Origin of the sequence: Marinobacter shunpengi (assembly GCF_045449715.1) — a bacterium.
Taxonomy (GTDB): Bacteria; Pseudomonadota; Gammaproteobacteria; order Pseudomonadales; family Oleiphilaceae; genus Marinobacter.
The window spans coordinates 187,268-203,171 of the sequence record NZ_JBJJLA010000011.1 but is presented as its reverse complement, the minus strand read 5'-3'; the positions used below and the strand labels follow the sequence as shown (position 1 = coordinate 203,171).

The 15,904-nt window shown below is 62.8% G+C and carries 16 protein-coding genes; 11 read left to right on the top strand and 5 right to left on the bottom strand.

From position 1 onward, the window contains the following. Window positions 1-78 precede the first annotated feature (78 nt). The 9 genes from ACJO3T_RS06520 to ACJO3T_RS06480 all read left to right on the top strand — a co-directional run bounded on the left by ACJO3T_RS06520 (window position 79) and on the right by ACJO3T_RS06480 (window position 10,086). A complete protein-coding gene (locus ACJO3T_RS06520) occupies window positions 79-504 on the top strand; it encodes a secondary thiamine-phosphate synthase enzyme YjbQ (RefSeq protein WP_406961617.1) in 426 nt (141 codons plus the stop codon). Window positions 505-559: 55 nt separating this feature from the next. Then, window positions 560-1,174, top strand: coding sequence for a lysophospholipid acyltransferase family protein (locus tag ACJO3T_RS06515; RefSeq protein ID WP_406978102.1), 615 nt, complete (start codon window positions 560-562; stop codon window positions 1,172-1,174). 111 nt (window positions 1,175-1,285) lie between these two features. Continuing rightward, window positions 1,286-1,711, top strand: a complete 426-nt coding sequence (locus ACJO3T_RS06510; RefSeq protein WP_406961620.1) for a hypothetical protein — start codon at window positions 1,286-1,288, stop codon at window positions 1,709-1,711. A gap of 58 nt (window positions 1,712-1,769) precedes the next feature. Further along, window positions 1,770-2,435: a hypothetical protein gene (locus tag ACJO3T_RS06505; protein WP_406961622.1), complete on the top strand. Its 666-nt coding sequence runs from the start codon at window positions 1,770-1,772 to the stop codon at window positions 2,433-2,435. Window positions 2,436-2,524: 89 nt separating this feature from the next. Further along, window positions 2,525-3,142 (top strand): hypothetical protein, encoded by a 618-nt coding sequence (locus ACJO3T_RS06500; RefSeq protein WP_406961624.1) that lies wholly within the window; start codon window positions 2,525-2,527, stop codon window positions 3,140-3,142. Further along, on the top strand, window positions 3,143-4,231 hold the full coding sequence (locus ACJO3T_RS06495; RefSeq protein ID WP_406978101.1) for a rhomboid family intramembrane serine protease: 1,089 nt from the start codon (window positions 3,143-3,145) through the stop codon (window positions 4,229-4,231). Between the two features lie 196 nt (window positions 4,232-4,427). Continuing rightward, window positions 4,428-6,539, top strand: coding sequence for a PQQ-dependent dehydrogenase, methanol/ethanol family (locus ACJO3T_RS06490; protein ID WP_406978100.1), 2,112 nt, complete (start codon window positions 4,428-4,430; stop codon window positions 6,537-6,539). Between the two features lie 317 nt (window positions 6,540-6,856). Next, complete coding sequence (locus ACJO3T_RS06485; RefSeq protein WP_406978099.1) at window positions 6,857-8,326, top strand: MFS transporter; 1,470 nt, start codon at window positions 6,857-6,859, stop codon at window positions 8,324-8,326. Beyond that, complete coding sequence (locus ACJO3T_RS06480) at window positions 8,326-10,086, top strand: bifunctional protein-serine/threonine kinase/phosphatase (RefSeq protein WP_406961632.1); 1,761 nt, start codon at window positions 8,326-8,328, stop codon at window positions 10,084-10,086. The genes ACJO3T_RS06485 and ACJO3T_RS06480 overlap by 1 nt, the downstream gene beginning before the upstream one ends. A gap of 220 nt (window positions 10,087-10,306) precedes the next feature. Here the strand turns inward: ACJO3T_RS06480 and ACJO3T_RS06475 are convergent, their stop codons facing one another. After that, window positions 10,307-11,515: an MFS transporter gene (locus ACJO3T_RS06475; protein WP_406961634.1), complete on the bottom strand. Its 1,209-nt coding sequence runs from the start codon at window positions 11,513-11,515 to the stop codon at window positions 10,307-10,309. Window positions 11,516-11,679: 164 nt separating this feature from the next. Between ACJO3T_RS06475 and ACJO3T_RS06470 the strand changes: the two genes are divergently transcribed. Next, window positions 11,680-12,336, top strand: a complete 657-nt coding sequence (locus ACJO3T_RS06470; protein WP_406961636.1) for a phosphoribosyltransferase — start codon at window positions 11,680-11,682, stop codon at window positions 12,334-12,336. A 127-nt stretch (window positions 12,337-12,463) separates the two neighbouring features. Further along, window positions 12,464-12,739, top strand: coding sequence for an acylphosphatase (locus ACJO3T_RS06465; protein ID WP_406961638.1), 276 nt, complete (start codon window positions 12,464-12,466; stop codon window positions 12,737-12,739). Window positions 12,740-12,767: 28 nt separating this feature from the next. Here ACJO3T_RS06465 and ACJO3T_RS06460 read toward each other — a convergent pair whose 3' ends face one another. The 4 genes from ACJO3T_RS06460 to minD all read right to left on the bottom strand — a co-directional run bounded on the left by ACJO3T_RS06460 (window position 12,768) and on the right by minD (window position 15,857). Next, window positions 12,768-14,123, bottom strand: a complete 1,356-nt coding sequence (locus tag ACJO3T_RS06460; protein WP_406978098.1) for a PhoH family protein — start codon at window positions 14,121-14,123, stop codon at window positions 12,768-12,770. Between the two features lie 91 nt (window positions 14,124-14,214). Next, window positions 14,215-14,709 carry a CBS domain-containing protein gene (locus ACJO3T_RS06455; RefSeq protein WP_328187059.1) on the bottom strand — a complete coding sequence of 165 codons (495 nt, stop codon included), beginning with the start codon at window positions 14,707-14,709 and terminating at the stop codon, window positions 14,215-14,217. A gap of 75 nt (window positions 14,710-14,784) precedes the next feature. Beyond that, on the bottom strand, window positions 14,785-15,042 hold the full coding sequence (minE, locus tag ACJO3T_RS06450) for a cell division topological specificity factor MinE (protein ID WP_406961642.1): 258 nt from the start codon (window positions 15,040-15,042) through the stop codon (window positions 14,785-14,787). Window positions 15,043-15,047: 5 nt separating this feature from the next. Next, window positions 15,048-15,857: a septum site-determining protein MinD gene (gene minD, locus ACJO3T_RS06445; protein WP_406961644.1), complete on the bottom strand. Its 810-nt coding sequence runs from the start codon at window positions 15,855-15,857 to the stop codon at window positions 15,048-15,050. Window positions 15,858-15,904 lie beyond the last annotated feature (47 nt).

Sequence of the window (15,904 nt, the reverse complement as noted above, 5' to 3'; positions counted from 1 at the left end):
CCCCCGGCACTCCAGCCAGCCCCCAGTGTCCAATCCTGTATAGTGATAGTTCCGCAAAGGTACGGAAGGGGAGCCAAAATGATCTGGGACCAGACCACCATCCAGCTTCAGGAATACCCGAGAGGCGTCCACCTCATCACCAACGAGGTTCTCTCAAACGGGCCGGAACTGGTTAACTGCCAGGTCGGCCTGCTGCACCTGTTTATCCAGCACACCTCCGCCTCCCTGGCCATCAACGAAAACGCCGATCCCGACGTACGTGGCGACGTCGAACGCCACCTCAACGTCATGGTGCCGGAAAACGCGCCCCACTATGAACATACCCTGGAAGGCCCTGACGACATGCCTGCCCACATCAAAAGCATCCTCGTGGGCACCAGCCTTACCATCCCCGTCAGCGACGGCCACCTGGCACTGGGCACCTGGCAGGGCATCTACCTCTGCGAACACCGTAACCGTGGTGGCGGCCGACGCATCGTGGCGACCCTGCAGGGGCGCTGGTAAACGCCGCCGGGGGTTGGGGTAGAATGACGCCTCGCCATGAGGAGGAGGCAGTACCGTGGCCCAGCAACACCAACCAACAAGAACAACACCCACCAGGCGTCAGCGCCTGGCCATGAAGCTCATCAACCTGGCCGGCTGGCGGGTGCCCCCGTTTCCGGACGTGGACAGGGCCATCGTGGTGGGCGGTCCCCACACCTCCAACTGGGACGGTGTTATCGGCCTTACCGCCGCCGTTGCCCTGGGCCTGAACGCCCACTTCCTGATCAAGCACAGCGCCTTCAAGGGGCCGCTGGGGTGGTTACTGCGTAAACTGGGTGGTATTCCCGTGGATCGCAGCAGGGCCGGTGGCGTGGTGGGGCAGGCTATTGAAACCCTCCGGCAGAGCGACCGCCTGATCCTCGTCGTGGCCCCTGAGGGCACCCGCAGCAACGCCCGCCAGTGGAAGACCGGATTCCACCACATCGCCCGGCAAGCGGGGGTGCCCATCGTGGTCACCGTGGCGGACTACGGCACCCGCGAACTGCGGTTTCCGCTGGTCCTGCAGCCTACCGACGATCTGGAAGCAGACCTGGAACAACTCTACCAGTGCTTTGCCAGCGTCACCCCGAAACACCCTGACAAACTGTCCGACCCGGTCAGGGAGAGATTTCAGGCCCGTCATCGGCAGTAGGCGGCAGATTCTCAAAGTGTGACGAGGTTTGCATTCCTCATGCGTGCCAATCCGTACTATTCCCGGGTTCGTTACACGGACGTCATACAACCAACTCAAGGAGATTCAAGAGTGAACGTGAATAAACCGGTTTCCCTCATTGGCGGTATCGTTGCCTCCCTGATGCTGGCCAACAGCGCCCAGGCCAGTTGCGACATGGCCGTCGTTGGTCATATGTACCTCTCCTACGTCAGGCAGATCACCCTGGAAGAAAGCCCGGCGGAAGCCTACAAGGCCGTCAAGGCGGATCTGCAGGCCCTGGCCGACGACCAGAAAGTGGAGAACTTCTCCATCACCTCGTCAGACATGTCCGTCAGTGCCGGCGGCTACAGCCGTGGGCTTAACCTGCATATTTCCGTGGGTGCCCAGATGGCACCTAACGCGGATGTCATCGATGCCTTCTTCCGGGAAACCCAGCCGGAAAGCTTCTCCTACTCCGAATCCGTGTGCATGGGTTACGGTGAGGACGAAGAGGCGGAAGAAACCGCAGACTCCTAGGCCCTCTGATCAGTCCAACAGTCAGGAGCCGGCACCTGCGGGTGCCGGCGAACCGCTCATGACCCGACCAGCCGTTCCGGCAGAGCAAGCCTACCTGGCGGCCCTCGACCTTGAAGCCGAGGGCCGTACCGATGAGGCATTGGCCGCCTACCAGTCGGTCATTGATCACCATGGCCAGTCGCTGTGGTCCGATGCTGCTACCCAGGCCATGGATCGCATTGCCGGGGGTGTTCCCCTGAGCATCCGGTTGAGTGAGGCCCGGGTACCTTTCTACAAGCGCTTCACCCGTCCATTGTCATTCCGGCATGCCCTGGTCACGGCCTTGATCGTGATTATCCAGTCAGCGGTAACGGGCCCGCCCGTTGCCGGGAGTTGGCTCGTTCTGGTGTCCATGCAACTCGATCCTGTTCCATTCATTTATATGGTGGGTGGTATTCCCGCCACGGTGTCGGGGGTGTTGTTCGCCGCCTGGATTCTGCGTTACTGCCATCTGAGAGGTTATATGCCTGAACATGTGGTACCTGCTGGCATGATCTGCGGTGCCATTGGCGTGGTTTTTTCCTATTGGGTGCTGTGGTTGATGACGACCGGCAACGCGCTGCCTGCGTGGGCTGTCATGTTCCTGGTAATCCATGGCCTGGCCGGTGGTGCATTCACGGGCTGGCTGGGGGCAAAGCTGGTCTGGTACCGGATGGACCGGGACGCTCCACCATACCCGGTTTAGAATACTGGACGACGCCCCCGGAAATCATTAGCCTACGATCTTTATCGTATGCATCTTATATCTACACAATTTATCAGGGAGGATGAACCGTGGCGTCACCCATTGCCAAGGGTAAGCAGATCGGCGGTCGGGCCGGTGAAAAGCTCAAGGACATGGACCACCACGACCTGGTCAAGTCCGGCTTCTGGATATCCCAGATGTTCGTGGTGGCGGCCACCATCATCGGCGTCTACCTGGCCGCCCACGCAGGCCTCAAGCAGGCTATTATCTTCGACAGCCTGACAAGCCAGGAATCCAGCTACTACCTGCGCAAGTCCCTCCACGACGAGCTGGCGGACAACGTGGCTGCACTGCATGCCTATAATGACGATACCCTTTCCCGCAGTCCGCCCCAGTCGGAGCTGGAGAATAACCGGCCGGTGTTGTCCAGGTTCGTCTGGGACACCATGCGCTATTCCCCCAATACCTTCGAAATTCCCAGTCCGTTCCTCACCGGTGCCCGACGGTTTCACCTGAAGGCGGACGAGATTGTCCGCAAGGCCGAGGGACGGGTGTATGGCGCAGGCTATGCGTCGCAGCAACTGACGGCCCTGCTGGACGACGTGGAGGCAAACCTGCTGCCGAACCTGCGGGATAACCATGAAGCCCTGGCAGCGGACCTGGCCGCCCAGGGTATCGATGTCACGGTTCTCAAGGAGACAGAGTAGATGAGCGCCAAGAAGTACTGCCCCACCTGTGAACGCCAGCCACTGGAGGAACATGACTTCCACGGGGAAGAGGTGGATGTGTGTCGCCAGTGCCAGGGTGTGTGGTTCGAGAAGAGTGACCTGGACAACCTCATCGCCGCCAAGTGCGACCAGGTGGAGGAAGCCGATTACACCGACAACCTGGGTGAACACCAGCGCCAGGCCCGGTGCGACTGCCCGGACTGTGGCAAGCGCATGCAGGTGTTCCATTTGCTGGAGGAATACCACCTGGACCTGCGGGTGTGCGTTGCCTGCTCCGGTGCCTGGGCCACCCGGGAGACCGTGTTCCAGGTGGTCAACTCCTCGGCCATCAAGCATGCCCTGGAAGACATGAACCGCAATATCTCCTGGAAGACCTGGGTGTTCGAGTTCCTGTCCCGCATGCCGGTGGAGTATAACGTCAAGGCCCGCCGAACCCCCTGGGTTACCTGGACACTCATCATCGTCAACGTCCTGATATTCATGGGGTATGCGTTCGACAACCAGGCTACCTGGCAGGTGATCGAGCAGTTCGCCATGACCCCCTCCGACATCCAGGCCGGCGAGAACCTGTGGACCCTGATCACCGCCACCTTCCTGCACGGGGGCTGGCTGCACCTGGCCGGCAACATGTACTTCCTGTGGCTGACCGGTGACAACCTGGAAGATGCCCTGGGCCACTGGCCGTTCCTGCTGCTCTACCTGTTGTGCGGTGTCCTCGCCGGCCTGGTGAGCGTGCTGGCGAACCTGGGCGGTACCATCCCCTCGGTGGGCGCCAGCGGGGCGATTGCCGGGCTGTTCGGCATGTACCTGATGTGGTACCCCAATGCCAGCCTGACCTTCATGTTCTTCTTCTGGCAGAAGAAACTGGCTCCGGTCTGGTACTTTGCCCTGTGGCTGGGTCTGAACTTCCTGGGTATGGTCCTGGGGGAGCAGGGCGTCGACTACTGGGCCCACATCGGCGGCTTCGCGGCGGGGCTGGCCATCGGGGCGGCCATGCGCGGCTATGTCTGGCGGTCGAACCCGTTGCTGGCCCATCTGGCCGGGCCGGAGGTCCAGGTACGGCGATAGCAGTGGGTTCGCCTGTCGCCATCCATTCGCCAGCGCCGGTTGGACAAACCACCAAGCGTAGTCAATAGTTCCCTACAGGTAGTGAAGATCGGTCAACTGTCCAGTCTTCACCGCCTGCTACCTGACACTACAAGAACAAAAGGATCGCTCCGCCCCGGTGGTTTGCCGAAACGGAGGAGTGAGGGAGATATGGACTATGCAACTTTGTACCCGCCTGACGGCTGTCGGGCTAGTGGGCCTGTGCGCCCTGTCGGCACAGGCCGACACTGCCGGTGGCATTGATACCGCCGCCATTATCGCCAATGACCGCACCACGGAAAACTGGCCAAGCTACGGCCTCAACTACGCGGAAACGCGCTTTTCCCGGCTCGACCAGATCAACGCCGATAACGTGGGCAAACTGGGGCTGGCCTGGTCCTATGACCTGAAGTCCCGCCGGGGTGTGGAAGCTACGCCGCTGGTGGTGGACGGGGTCATGTACGTGACCGCGTCCTGGTCCGTGGTCCACGCCATTGATGCGGCCACCGGCGAAGCCCTCTGGACCTACGATCCCCAGGTGCCCCGGGAATGGGCGGTCAAGGGCTGCTGTGACGTGGTCAACCGGGGCGTGGCCATCCACGACGGCAAGGTTTTCGTGGGGGCCTTTGACGGCTACCTCCATGCCATCGACGCCGCCACCGGCGAGCGCCTGTGGAAGGTGGATACCCTTATCGACCGCGACAAGCCCTATACCATCACTGGCGCGCCGAGGGTGATCAATGGCCGGGTGATCATCGGTAATGGCGGCGCCGAATATGGCGTACGGGGCTACCTCACGGCCTACGACGTGAAGACCGGCGAACAGGCCTGGCGCTGGTTCTCCGTGCCCGGCAACCCGGACGAGCCGTTCGAAGACGAAAGCATGAAACGGGCCGCCGAGACCTGGGACCCCGCCGGAAAATGGTGGGAAGAAGGGGGCGGTGGCACCATGTGGGATTCCATGGCCTACGACCCGGACCTGGACCTGCTGTACGTGGGGACCGGCAACGGCACCCCCTGGAACCGGCTGCAACGCAGTCCCGCCGGTGGCGACAACCTCTACCTCGCCTCCGTGGTGGCCCTGGACCCGGATACCGGCGAATACCAGTGGCATTACCAGCACACACCGGGGGACTCCTGGGACTACACCTCCACCCAGCACATTATCCTGGCGGACCTGGAGATCGACGGTGAAAAGCGCAAGGTGCTGATGCAGGCGCCTAAGAACGGCTTTTTCTTCGTCATTGACCGCACCAACGGTGAGTTTATTTCGGCGGAACCCTTCGTGCAGGTGAACTGGGCCGAGGGCTATGACGAGGACGGCCGCCCCATCGAAGTGGCGGGTGCCCGCTCACGCACCGATCCCTGGGAAACCATTCCGTCTCCCTACGGTGCCCACAACTGGCACCCCATGTCCTTCAACCCGGAAACCGGTCTGGTCTATATCCCGGCCCAGGGGGTTCCCCTGGTGGTGCAGAACAACCCGGGCTACGAGTACAACAAGCCGACGCCGGGCAGCCCCAACGCCGGGCTGGGCTGGAACACCGGGTATTTCTTTGCCAATGTGGCGCCGGAGGCAACGCCCTTCGGCACCCTGCTGGCCTGGGACCCGGTGAAGCAGGAGGAAGCCTGGCGTGCGGAGTACGTCTCGCCCTGGAATGGCGGCACCCTGTCCACCGCCGGCGACCTGGTGTTCCAGGGCACCGCCGATGGCCGCTTTATCGCCTATAACGCCCGCACCGGTGACCCGCTCTGGCAGACGCCCGTAGGGTCCGGTGTGGTGGCGGCACCCTCCACCTGGGAACATGACGGAGAGCAGTATGTGTCCGTTGCCGTCGGCTGGGGCGGTGTCTACGGTATCACCCAGCGTGCCACGGACACCGTGGGTCCGGGCCGGGTGTTCACCTTCCGGCTGGAAGGGGACGCGGACATGCCGGAATCCATGGTGCTGCGCCAGCCCGGGGAGCTGTTGCAGGGCGTGAGCTACAATCCGGACGATGTGGCGCCCGGTGGTGCACTGTATATGACCAACTGCCTGCTCTGTCATGGTGTACCGGCGGTCAATAACGGTGGCAACCTGCCCAACCTGGGGTATTCGCACCCGGCGATGATCCGCAATATCGAGGATATCGTCTTCACCGATGCCCGCAAGGTTTTGGGAATGCCCAACTTCAAGGGCGAATTGACTGAGCGTGAGCTGGAGCAGATCGTAGCCTTTATCCAGGGTTCCGCCGATGCCGCCCGGGCGGCCATGGCGGAGCAGGACAAGGCCGCCGCATCGGATAACTGACACTTCCCCTCAACACCCGTGTCTGGTGCACCTAGTGAGTGCGCCAGAAACGGGCCTGCCCGTAACTGGTGCGCCCCTCCGCACCCGATAATGCCCCTGCTATTCGTTAACTGCACGGTTTCAGGGAATTTTCTCCTGTTGGAACTGTTCTTGCAGAACGGTGAATGTCTTAGAAAACCGGTTACGGCTGCTGGCAATGGTGTCACCGCTGAAGAATCCGACGCTTGCCAGCGTCTCCGTAACAGCCTGCGAGCCCTTCAGCGTGACCCATCCCGCCGCCCGACCGGAGCAAGTTCATCCGTTTACAGGGCAGGTTTATGTCAGAACAGGCATTTCGATTCTTTTCCTTCCAGGGACGCACGCGAATCCTCCACCTTAGCTGGGTGGCGTTCTTCATCAGTTTCCTGGTGTGGTTCAACCATGCGCCCCTGATGTCCGCCATTCGTGAGCAGTTCGGGCTGTCCACCTCGGAGGTCAATACCCTCCTGCTGCTGAACGTGGCGCTTACCATTCCCGCCAGGATCCTCATCGGCATGGCGGTGGACGCCCTCGGCCCCCGCCGGGTCTACAGCCTGGTGCTGGTGTTGTCCGGCCTGTTCTGTCTCGCCTTTGCCATGGCCGAATCTTTCGCCCAGCTTGCCGTGACCCGTTTCCTGCTGGGCTTTGTGGGCGCCGGCTTCGTGGTCGGTATTCGCCTGATCAGCGAGTGGTATCCGGCCCGGGAAGTCGGGTTTGCCGAGGGCATCTATGGTGGCTGGGGCAACTTTGGCGCCGCCTTCGCGGCCCTGTCCCTGCCCACCGTCGCGCTGATGTTCGGCGGTGATGACGGCTGGCGCTACGCCATCGGCAGTACCGGGGTGATCGCCATCCTGTATGCCGGTATCTTCTATCATCAGGTGCGGGATACCCCGAAAGGCTCCACCTACTTCAAGCCCAAGAAGGGTGGTGCCATGGAGGTGACCTCCAAGGGCGATTTCCTGCTTTATTCCATAATGAATCTGCCGCTGTTTCTGGCCCTGGCGCTGATCGTCTGGCAACTCAGCCCGGCCCGCCTGGGACTGCTGGGGGATATCACGTCCCTGGCTCTGTACGGGGTGGTGCTGGTGATGGCGGCCGTGCAGTTCCTGCGAATCTGGCAGGTGAATGGCCATGTCTTCTCCCAGCCGGTGCCGGAGTTCGACCGCTACCCCTTCAAGCAGGTGGCCCTGCTCAACCTGGTGTACATGGCGGCGTTCGGCTCGGAACTGGCCGTGGTGTCCATGCTGCCACTGTTCTTCCTGGACACCTTCGACATCTCGCCTCTGATGGCCGGCGCCCTGGGCGGCACCTTTGCCCTGATGAACCTGATTGCCCGCCCCGGCGGCGGTTACATCGCTGACCGCTTCGGGCGCAAGTTCACCACCGGCCTGATGCTGCTGGGTATCTGTATCGGCTATGGCCTGATGTCCCGCATCGATGGCAGTTGGCCGTTGCCCATGGCGGTGGCCCTGGTGGTGGTCTGCTCGCTGTTTGTGCAGGGGGCCTGCGGTGCGGTCTATGCCTCGGTGCCTCTGGTCAAGCGCCGGCTGACCGGGCAGGTGGCCGGCATGACCGGCGCCTACGGTAACGTGGGCGGTGTGGCGTTCCTGGTGGTGCTGGCCATGGTGACACCGGCCCAGTTCTTCCTGGTGCTCGGGGGCATCGCCTTCCTGATCCTGGTCATGGTCTCCGTGTTCATGGAGGAGCCTGGCCCCCAGACCAGCGAGGTCATGCCCGACGGCACTGTTCGAATGATCGAGGTACCCTGATGGACCTGGTCTCCATGCGCCCGGACAAACCAGCGGAAAAACCGGTGCAGCCGGAACGGATGCTGGTACGCTGCGGCCAGTACACGGATGCCGGGCGCAAGCCGGACAATCAGGACTGCCTGGGGGCCCTGGTCCCGGAAGGGGAGGCCCTGCGCATGAAAGGCATGGCGGCGGCGGTGGCCGATGGGGTCAGTGCCGCCGAAGCGGGCCGGGAAGCGGCGGAGGCCTGCGTACGGGGCTTTATCAGCGACTACTACAGTACCCCGGATTCCTGGACCGTGGAAACCTCCGCCAGCCGCGTGCTGGGGGCGCTCAACCGCTGGCTCCATGGCCGTGGTCACCAGCGCCACGGGGATACCTCGGCCCTGGTCACCACCTTCTCGGCGGTGGTGATCCGCAACCGCATGGCCTACCTCTTCCATATCGGCGACAGTCGCATCAGCCTGGTGCGGGACGGTTGCCTGGAACGCCTGACCCGGGATCACCATGCCGCCATCGGCAACCAGCGTTTTGCCCTGTCCCGGGCCATGGGGGTCGAGCTCAACGTGGAGATCGACGTACACCGGGTCGCCCTCAAGTCCGGTGACCGCCTGCTGATGACCACCGACGGCATCCACGGCGTTCTGGATGACCGTGCCATGGTGCGGTTCGGGGGCCACGGGGATCCGGAGCAGGCGGCGGAAAGCCTGGGCAAGGCCGCCTATCGCCGTGGCAGCGACGACAACCTGAGCGCCCTGGTGTTGGTGGTGGACGAGCTGCCCCGGGAGGATCTGGCCTCCCACTACGAACGCCTCACCAATCTGCCGTTTCCGCCCCTGCTCAAGCCGGACCAGGTGCTGGATGGCTACCGGATCATCCGCGAGATCCATGCCAGCACCCGCACCCAGGTGTACCTGGCGGAACCGACGGATGGCGGTGGTAAGGTAATCCTGAAGACACCGTCCCCCAACTACGTGGATGACCCGGCCTATATCGACCGTTTCCTGAACGAGATCTGGGTCAGCCGCCGGGTGAGCAGCCCCCATGTGGTGCAGGGGCTGGCGCTACCGGAAGACCGACAGTGCCTGTATGCCCTCACCGAGCATGTGCAGGGCCAGACATTGCGGGAGTGGATGCAGGACAACCCCAACCCGTCCCTGGCCACGGTACGGGACCTGATCCGGCAGGTGGCCCTGGGCCTGCGGGCCCTGCACCGGCTGGAAATGGTGCACCAGGACCTGAAGCCGGAGAACATCATGATCGACCAGCGGGGCACCGCCAAGCTGATTGACCTGGGCTCGGTGCGCATCCGGGGGGTGGAGCAGATTGCCGGACCCTGGGCCAATGGCGCCTGGGCGGGCACCGCCAGTTACGCGGCCCCCGAGTGCCTGGATGGCCAGCCAGGTACACCGGCGTCGGACCGTTATTCCCTGGGTGTGATTGCCTACGAGATGCTGACCGGGGCACTACCCGGCCAGCCGCCGGACCGCCCCGGGGGCCGGCGGCGCACCGGTTATCGCAGTGCCCGGGAGATCAACCCGGAAATCCCGCCCTGGGTGGATGCCTGCCTGGGCAAGGCGGTCTCCGAACGGGTGGGCAACCGCTACCAGGCCCTGTCCGAGTTCCTGCAGGACCTGGAGCACCCCAACCCGAAACTGCTGCCGTCCTCCAGCCCGCCACTGATCGAGCGGGTACCGTCGGATACCTGGTGTTTCGTGGCCACCCTGTCGCTGCTGCTGAACCTGGTGTTATTGATGGTGCTCTATCAGACCTGGCCCTGAGCCTTGCCAGAGTGTGCCGGACTATCCATTGACCAGTGCCTGGCCGGTCAGGTGATGATCTATGACCGCCAGTAGCTGCCGGGTGGCGTGGGTCAGGCTGCCATCGTTGTGTATGGTGGCGAACCGGTGTTCCAGCCGGGCCGGCAGGCGGCGGGAGCGTGCGATGCGGGCGTCGATCTCGTCCGCGCTTTCCCGCCCCCGGTCCGGTCACCACACGGTATTACGCGACGGTGGCCACCCGTTGCTGGCTCTTGCGGCTGTACCAGCAGAGCACCACGCCGCCGGCCATCAGCGCGGAGGTGATGGCGAAGGCCCGGCTGAAGCCTCCCATGGATTCCACGATCACCCCGGCGGCGGCCGGGCCGACCAACTGGCCAATGGCGAAGAACAGGGTCACGAAGCTGACCGCCACCGGTGCCAGTCTTGGATGTACGGTTTCGGTGGATGCTGCCAGCACGGAGGTGAAAAGCCCGGACACGCAAAGGCCCATGACGATGTAATGCACGGCGAAGGCGGGCAGGGTGGGAGATACCACCGGCAGGGCCATGGCGAGGGAGCAGGCACCCATGGACATGACCAGGGAATTGGAGCGCCCCAGTCGGTCCGACACCCAGCCCCACAACGGCCCGGCTACCAGGCCCAGCAGCCCCATGGCGGCGGCCAGCCGACCGGCGACCAGCGACGGGATGCCGGACTCCAGGGCGTAGCTGTACATGAAGATGGTCTGCACGATATAGGTCAGGCCCACGATGCCGTAGATCAGCCCGACATTGATCACGTGGGGATTGCGATAGACCCCCGACCGGGCCGCCGGTACCGGGTCCGACGAGCTACCGCTACCTCCGCCCTGGGGCGGGTTGCGCAGGAACAGCCCCACCACCACGCCGGCAACTACGGCGAAGGCGCCGAACACGCCCCACACCATGCGCCAGCCCTGATCCGGCCAGGTGGTGGTGAGCCAGGGCACCAGAGCACCCGCCAGGAACAGGCCGAGGCCGACACCACCGTTGGCAAAGCCGATCACCGCGCCGCGCTTTTCCGGATACCAGCTTCCCAATAGTGAAATCAGCGGGGTGTAACCGAACGCGGTGCCAAAACCCAGCAGTGCCATCAAGGCCATACTCAGCCAGTAGTTGTCGGACAGTGCCAGCCCGGTGAAGCCGGTCGCCGCGAAGCACAGGCCGATAAAGATGGCCTGCTTGCCCCCGTAGCGGGAGGCAAAGACGCCTGCCACCATCAGCATGGTCAGATAGCCCAGGGCGGTGACCGTGCCCAGGTTGGCCCCTTCGGCATAGTCCAGGCCGAGTCCTTCCAGCATGCCGGGCATCACTAGGCCATAGGCCAGGCGGGCGAAGACCACCAGGGTAATGGTGCACAGCATGCCAATGGCAACCATCAGCAACAGAGGGGGACGGGTCGACTCATTCATGGGGGTTGGCTTTATCTTATTAGTAGACTATCTAAAAGTAAGTGAATCAGCACCACGGGTCAATGAGGGGCTGTCGGGGCCGGCGGAAAAGCCTATGAACTCCCTTGAACTGTCGGTTTCTGTCCACAAGCTGAAAGTTAGAGACCGCGCAAAAGGGGACAGCCATGGACTTGCCGATACCAAACCGCACAGAGGCCGGTCGTGAACTGGCCGCCGCGCTTGCCGCCGGGCCCGGCGGCCCTCCACCCCTGGTGCTGGCCCTGCCCCGGGGCGGGGTGCCGGTGGCGGCGCCGATTGCCGAGCGCCTGGAGGCGCCGCTGGACCTGATGGTGGTCCGCAAGCTGGGCTTTCCCGGCCACGAGGAATTTGCCATGGGGGCGATTGCCAGCGGCGGGGTGCGGATCATGAATGATGCCATGCTGCATCGCCAGCCGGTGTCACAGCAGGTCATCGACCGGGTGGCCCGGTCCGAACTGGCGGAACTGGAACGCCGGGAAAGGACATACCGGGGTGACCGGCCGGCGCCGGACCTGGTCGGGCGTCCCGTGATTCTGGTGGACGATGGCCTTGCCACCGGGGCCACCATGCGTGCCGCTATCCGTGCCTGCCGGGAGCAGGGCGCCACCTCGGTGTGCGTCGCGGTGCCGGTGGGTCCGCCCGATACCGTGGCGCAACTGCGCGGGGAGGCGGATGAGGTGGTGTGCCTGGCCACACCGGAACCGTTTGCGGCGATTGGCGAGTGGTACCGGGTCTTCGATCAGACCGGCGACGACGAAGTCCTGCAGTTGCTGGAGTCGGCCTGGCAGCGGGAAGGGCCGTAGCTTCTCTGTCCACGTTCAGGCGGTTTGTGAGAGCGGTCGTCCGGCTCCTGCATCGGATCGGCAGGATCCTGCTGGCGGGTATGGTTTATGCTGACTGACAGCACTTTACTGCGAACGGGAGATTGCCATGGCAAACGAACAACGTCACCTGCTGGTGGAAGGCCATGTACAGGGGGTTTCCTTCCGCGCCTATACCGAACAGAGGGCCAGCGAACTGGGCCTTGAAGGCTATGTAAGAAATCTGCCCGATGGCCGTGTGGAAGTGGTGGCCGAAGGTCCGGAAGACCACTTGCAGGCGCTGGAGGACTGGTGCTGGCAGGGGCCGCCCGCGGCCAGGGTCAGCCTGGTGAGGTCCGAGGCCCGGCCCGCCAGTGGCGGCTTCAGCGGTTTTTACATCCGCTGAAGCCGGTCTTCCATCTGGTTAGCGGTGGCTACAGGTTGGCCTCGGCGAATTCGGCCAAGACCGATCGTGGCACGCCCTGCAGGTGTACATGGGCACCATGGCGGAAGCCCTTGAAGCGCTCCGTCATGTAGGTCAGGCCTGAACTGAGGGCGCTCAGGTAGGGGGTATCGATCTGCGCCAGGTTGCCCAGGCAGATCACCTTGGAGCCATTGCCGGCCCGGGTGATGATGGTCTTGATCTGGTGCGGCGTCAGGTTCTGGCTCTCGTCGATGATGATCAGGCTGTGCTGGAAGCTGCGGCCACGGATGTAGTTCATGGACTTGAAGTGCAGGGGCACCTTGCTGAGGATGTAGTCCACGCTGGCGGTCATGTTCTCGTCGTCCTCGTGGAGAGCTTCGAGGTTGTCCACGATGGCCCCCAGCCAGGGCTCCATCTTTTCCGCCTCGGTACCGGGCAGGAAGCCGATGTCCTCATCCAGGCCCTGGGTGGACCGGGTGGCGATAATGCGCTTGTAGGCCTTGCTGGCCACGGTCATCTCGATGCAGGCGGCCAGCGCCAGGATGGTCTTGCCGGAGCCGGCGGAGCCGGTCAGGTTCACCAGGTGCACCTCCGGGTCCAGCAACAGGTTCAGGGCCATGGCCTGGTAGATATCCCGGGGCACCAGGCCCCAGACTTCCTCGTCCATCAGGTCCTGGTGGTGCATGTCCTGCAGTACCAGGGTGTCCTCGTCCACATCCACCACCTTGCCGATAAAGCCCTGCTGGTCGATCACGAACTCGTTGATGTTCAGCTTCGACAGTTCCCCTTCACGCTTGAGGATATGCTCGGTAACCGCCTCCCGCTGCACGGTTTCCACCTTCTGGATCTTGTCCCAGAAGGAGTTGGGGAACTCGTGGTAGCCCTTGGGCAACAGGTCGATATCGTCCAGCAACTGGTCGTTGTGGTAGTCCTGGGCCTCGACCCCGAAGCCCCGGGCCTTCAGTCGCATGTTGATGTCTTTGCTGACCAGGATGATGTCCCGGGACTTGAAGCGGGACTGCAGCTCCGCCAGGGTGTTGATGATCTTGTTGTCATTCAGGTGCTCCGGCAGGGAATGGTTGCCGGTGTGTCCGGTGCTCATGAGAATGGACAGGGTGCCCAGCGGCTTCGCCTTCTTCGCCCGCACGATGGGTACGCCCTTCTCGATATCCTTGGGGCTGGCATCCCCCAGCAACTTGTCGATATTGCGGATGGCCTGACGGCAGTCCGCGGCAACCGCCTGCTTGCCGGACTTGAGACTGTCGAGCTCTTCCAGGACCGTCATCGGCAGGATGACATCGTGTTCTTCGAAATTGAGGAGGGCGTTGGGATCGTGAATCAGGACGTTGGTGTCGAGAACGTACATTTTTCGGCGAGCTTGCGATGCTCTGGGCATAGGGCGCGATACCTCTCTGGCAGGCGTCTAGCAGGTTCAAACCCCCGTGGCAGCGTCGGGTTCAGTCACCGTCGGCACAGCGCCGGGTCAGGGATTTGTCGGATATGAGTTTCAGCATGTCGTAAGTGGTTATGATTCCCGTAATTTTCTTGTCCTTTCTGACGAAGATCCGATGCAGGTGTTCTCCCATCATGATATCCGCAATGTCTCTTACCGGCGTCGTCTCGTCAACCGAAAACACCTGCGGCGTCATGATATCGCGAACTTCCACCGGTAATCGGGTCATCTCTTCCAGGAAGGCCATGCGCAGCCGGCGCACTTCCCGCTGCTCCTCGGGGGTCAGTCGGGCCCAGGCCCTGGGCTTGCGGTCCGACGACCAGCGGAATTCGGCGATGTCCTTGAGGGTGGCAATGCCGACAATGTCACCGTGATCGTCCGCCACGGGGCTACCGGTGATTTCGTGTTCGGTGAGAAAGCGCGCAAGGTGATCCATGGTCCAGGATTCCGGAACTGCCTTCACGCTGGGGGTCATGATGTCGCGGGCAAGAACGGTCATGGGGTCCCTGTATCCTTCTGGCGCCTGCCATGCGCCGGTGATTACCGGCCCGGCCACTTCGGCCGGGCCAGCGGGTTATCGGTGTTCGGGCAGGGTGACGTTCAGCTCGAGAACCGAGCAGTCATCATTCCGGTCCACCTCCACCTGAACCATATCATCCTCAATCTGGACGTATTTGCGGATAACCGCAAGCAATTCCTGCTGGAGCTGGGGCAGGTAGTCGGGCTGATCCCGTTTGCCCCGCTCGTGGGCCACGATGATCTGCAGGCGCTCCTTGGCAACGCTGGCCGACCCGGTGTTCCTGCGGGACCGGAAGTAGTCGAGGAAGCTCATCCTGTTTACCCCTTGAACATCCGTGCGAAAAAGCCTTTCTTCTGGAGGTTCATGAAGCGGTGTTCCCGCTCCTCGCCCAGAAGCCGTGCGACGGCATCGTCATAGGCCTGACCGGCATCACTCTGATCTTCCAGGATGACCGGGGTGCCCTGGTTGGAGGCATTGAGCACCACCTGGGATTCCGGGATCACGCCCAGCAGGGGAATGGCCAGGATTTCCTCAACGTCCGCCACCGAGAGCATTTCGCCTTTTTCCACCCGCTCCGGGTTGTAACGGGTCAGCAGCAGGTGTTCCTTCACAGGATCCTGGCCCATCTCCGCACGGCGGGACTTGCTCTGCAGGATACCCAGGATACGGTCGGAGTCCCGCACCGAGGAAACCTCGGGGTTGGTGACCACAACGGCCTCATCGGCATAGTACAGCGCCATCAGGGCGCCATGCTCGATACCCGCCGGCGAGTCGCAGACAATATAGTCGAAGGTTTCCGACAGCTCGTTGAGGATCTTTTCCACGCCATCCTTGGTGAGGGCTTCCTTCTCCCGGGTCTGGGAGGCGGGCAGGATGTAGAGACTTTCGACCCGCTTGTCGCGGATCAGGGCCTGGTTGAGGGAGGCATCCCCCTGGATGACGTTAACAAAGTCATACACCACCCGGCGCTCACAGTTCATGATCAGGTCGAGGTTGCGCAGGCCAACGTCGAAATCTATCACCACTGTCTTGTGGCCACGGCGGGCCAGGCCGGTACTGATGGAGGCGCTGGTGGTGGTCTTGCCAACCCCGCCCTTTCCTGATGTGACAACAATGATTCTAGCCAAGGTTGCGATCCTGTGTGCTGATAATGGGTTTCCGGGATTGTCGCCCC

What these genes read in the sequence shown, in the direction of transcription:
- ACJO3T_RS06460 (WP_406978098.1), bottom strand. Translation starts at nt 14,123, where the DNA reads ATGTACGTTCTCGACACCAACGTCCTGATTCACGATCCCAACGCCCTC.
- ACJO3T_RS06480 (WP_406961632.1), top strand. Translation starts at nt 8,326, where the DNA reads ATGGACCTGGTCTCCATGCGCCCGGACAAACCAGCGGAAAAACCGGTG.
- ACJO3T_RS06455 (WP_328187059.1), bottom strand. Translation starts at nt 14,709, where the DNA reads ATGACCGTTCTTGCCCGCGACATCATGACCCCCAGCGTGAAGGCAGTT.
- ACJO3T_RS06495 (WP_406978101.1), top strand. Translation starts at nt 3,143, where the DNA reads ATGAGCGCCAAGAAGTACTGCCCCACCTGTGAACGCCAGCCACTGGAG.
- minE (WP_406961642.1), bottom strand. Translation starts at nt 15,042, where the DNA reads ATGAGCTTCCTCGACTACTTCCGGTCCCGCAGGAACACCGGGTCGGCC.
- ACJO3T_RS06505 (WP_406961622.1), top strand. Translation starts at nt 1,770, where the DNA reads ATGACCCGACCAGCCGTTCCGGCAGAGCAAGCCTACCTGGCGGCCCTC.
- ACJO3T_RS06485 (WP_406978099.1), top strand. Translation starts at nt 6,857, where the DNA reads ATGTCAGAACAGGCATTTCGATTCTTTTCCTTCCAGGGACGCACGCGA.
- ACJO3T_RS06470 (WP_406961636.1), top strand. Translation starts at nt 11,680, where the DNA reads ATGGACTTGCCGATACCAAACCGCACAGAGGCCGGTCGTGAACTGGCC.
- ACJO3T_RS06520 (WP_406961617.1), top strand. Translation starts at nt 79, where the DNA reads ATGATCTGGGACCAGACCACCATCCAGCTTCAGGAATACCCGAGAGGC.
- ACJO3T_RS06490 (WP_406978100.1), top strand. Translation starts at nt 4,428, where the DNA reads ATGCAACTTTGTACCCGCCTGACGGCTGTCGGGCTAGTGGGCCTGTGC.
- ACJO3T_RS06465 (WP_406961638.1), top strand. Translation starts at nt 12,464, where the DNA reads ATGGCAAACGAACAACGTCACCTGCTGGTGGAAGGCCATGTACAGGGG.
- ACJO3T_RS06475 (WP_406961634.1), bottom strand. Translation starts at nt 11,515, where the DNA reads ATGAATGAGTCGACCCGTCCCCCTCTGTTGCTGATGGTTGCCATTGGC.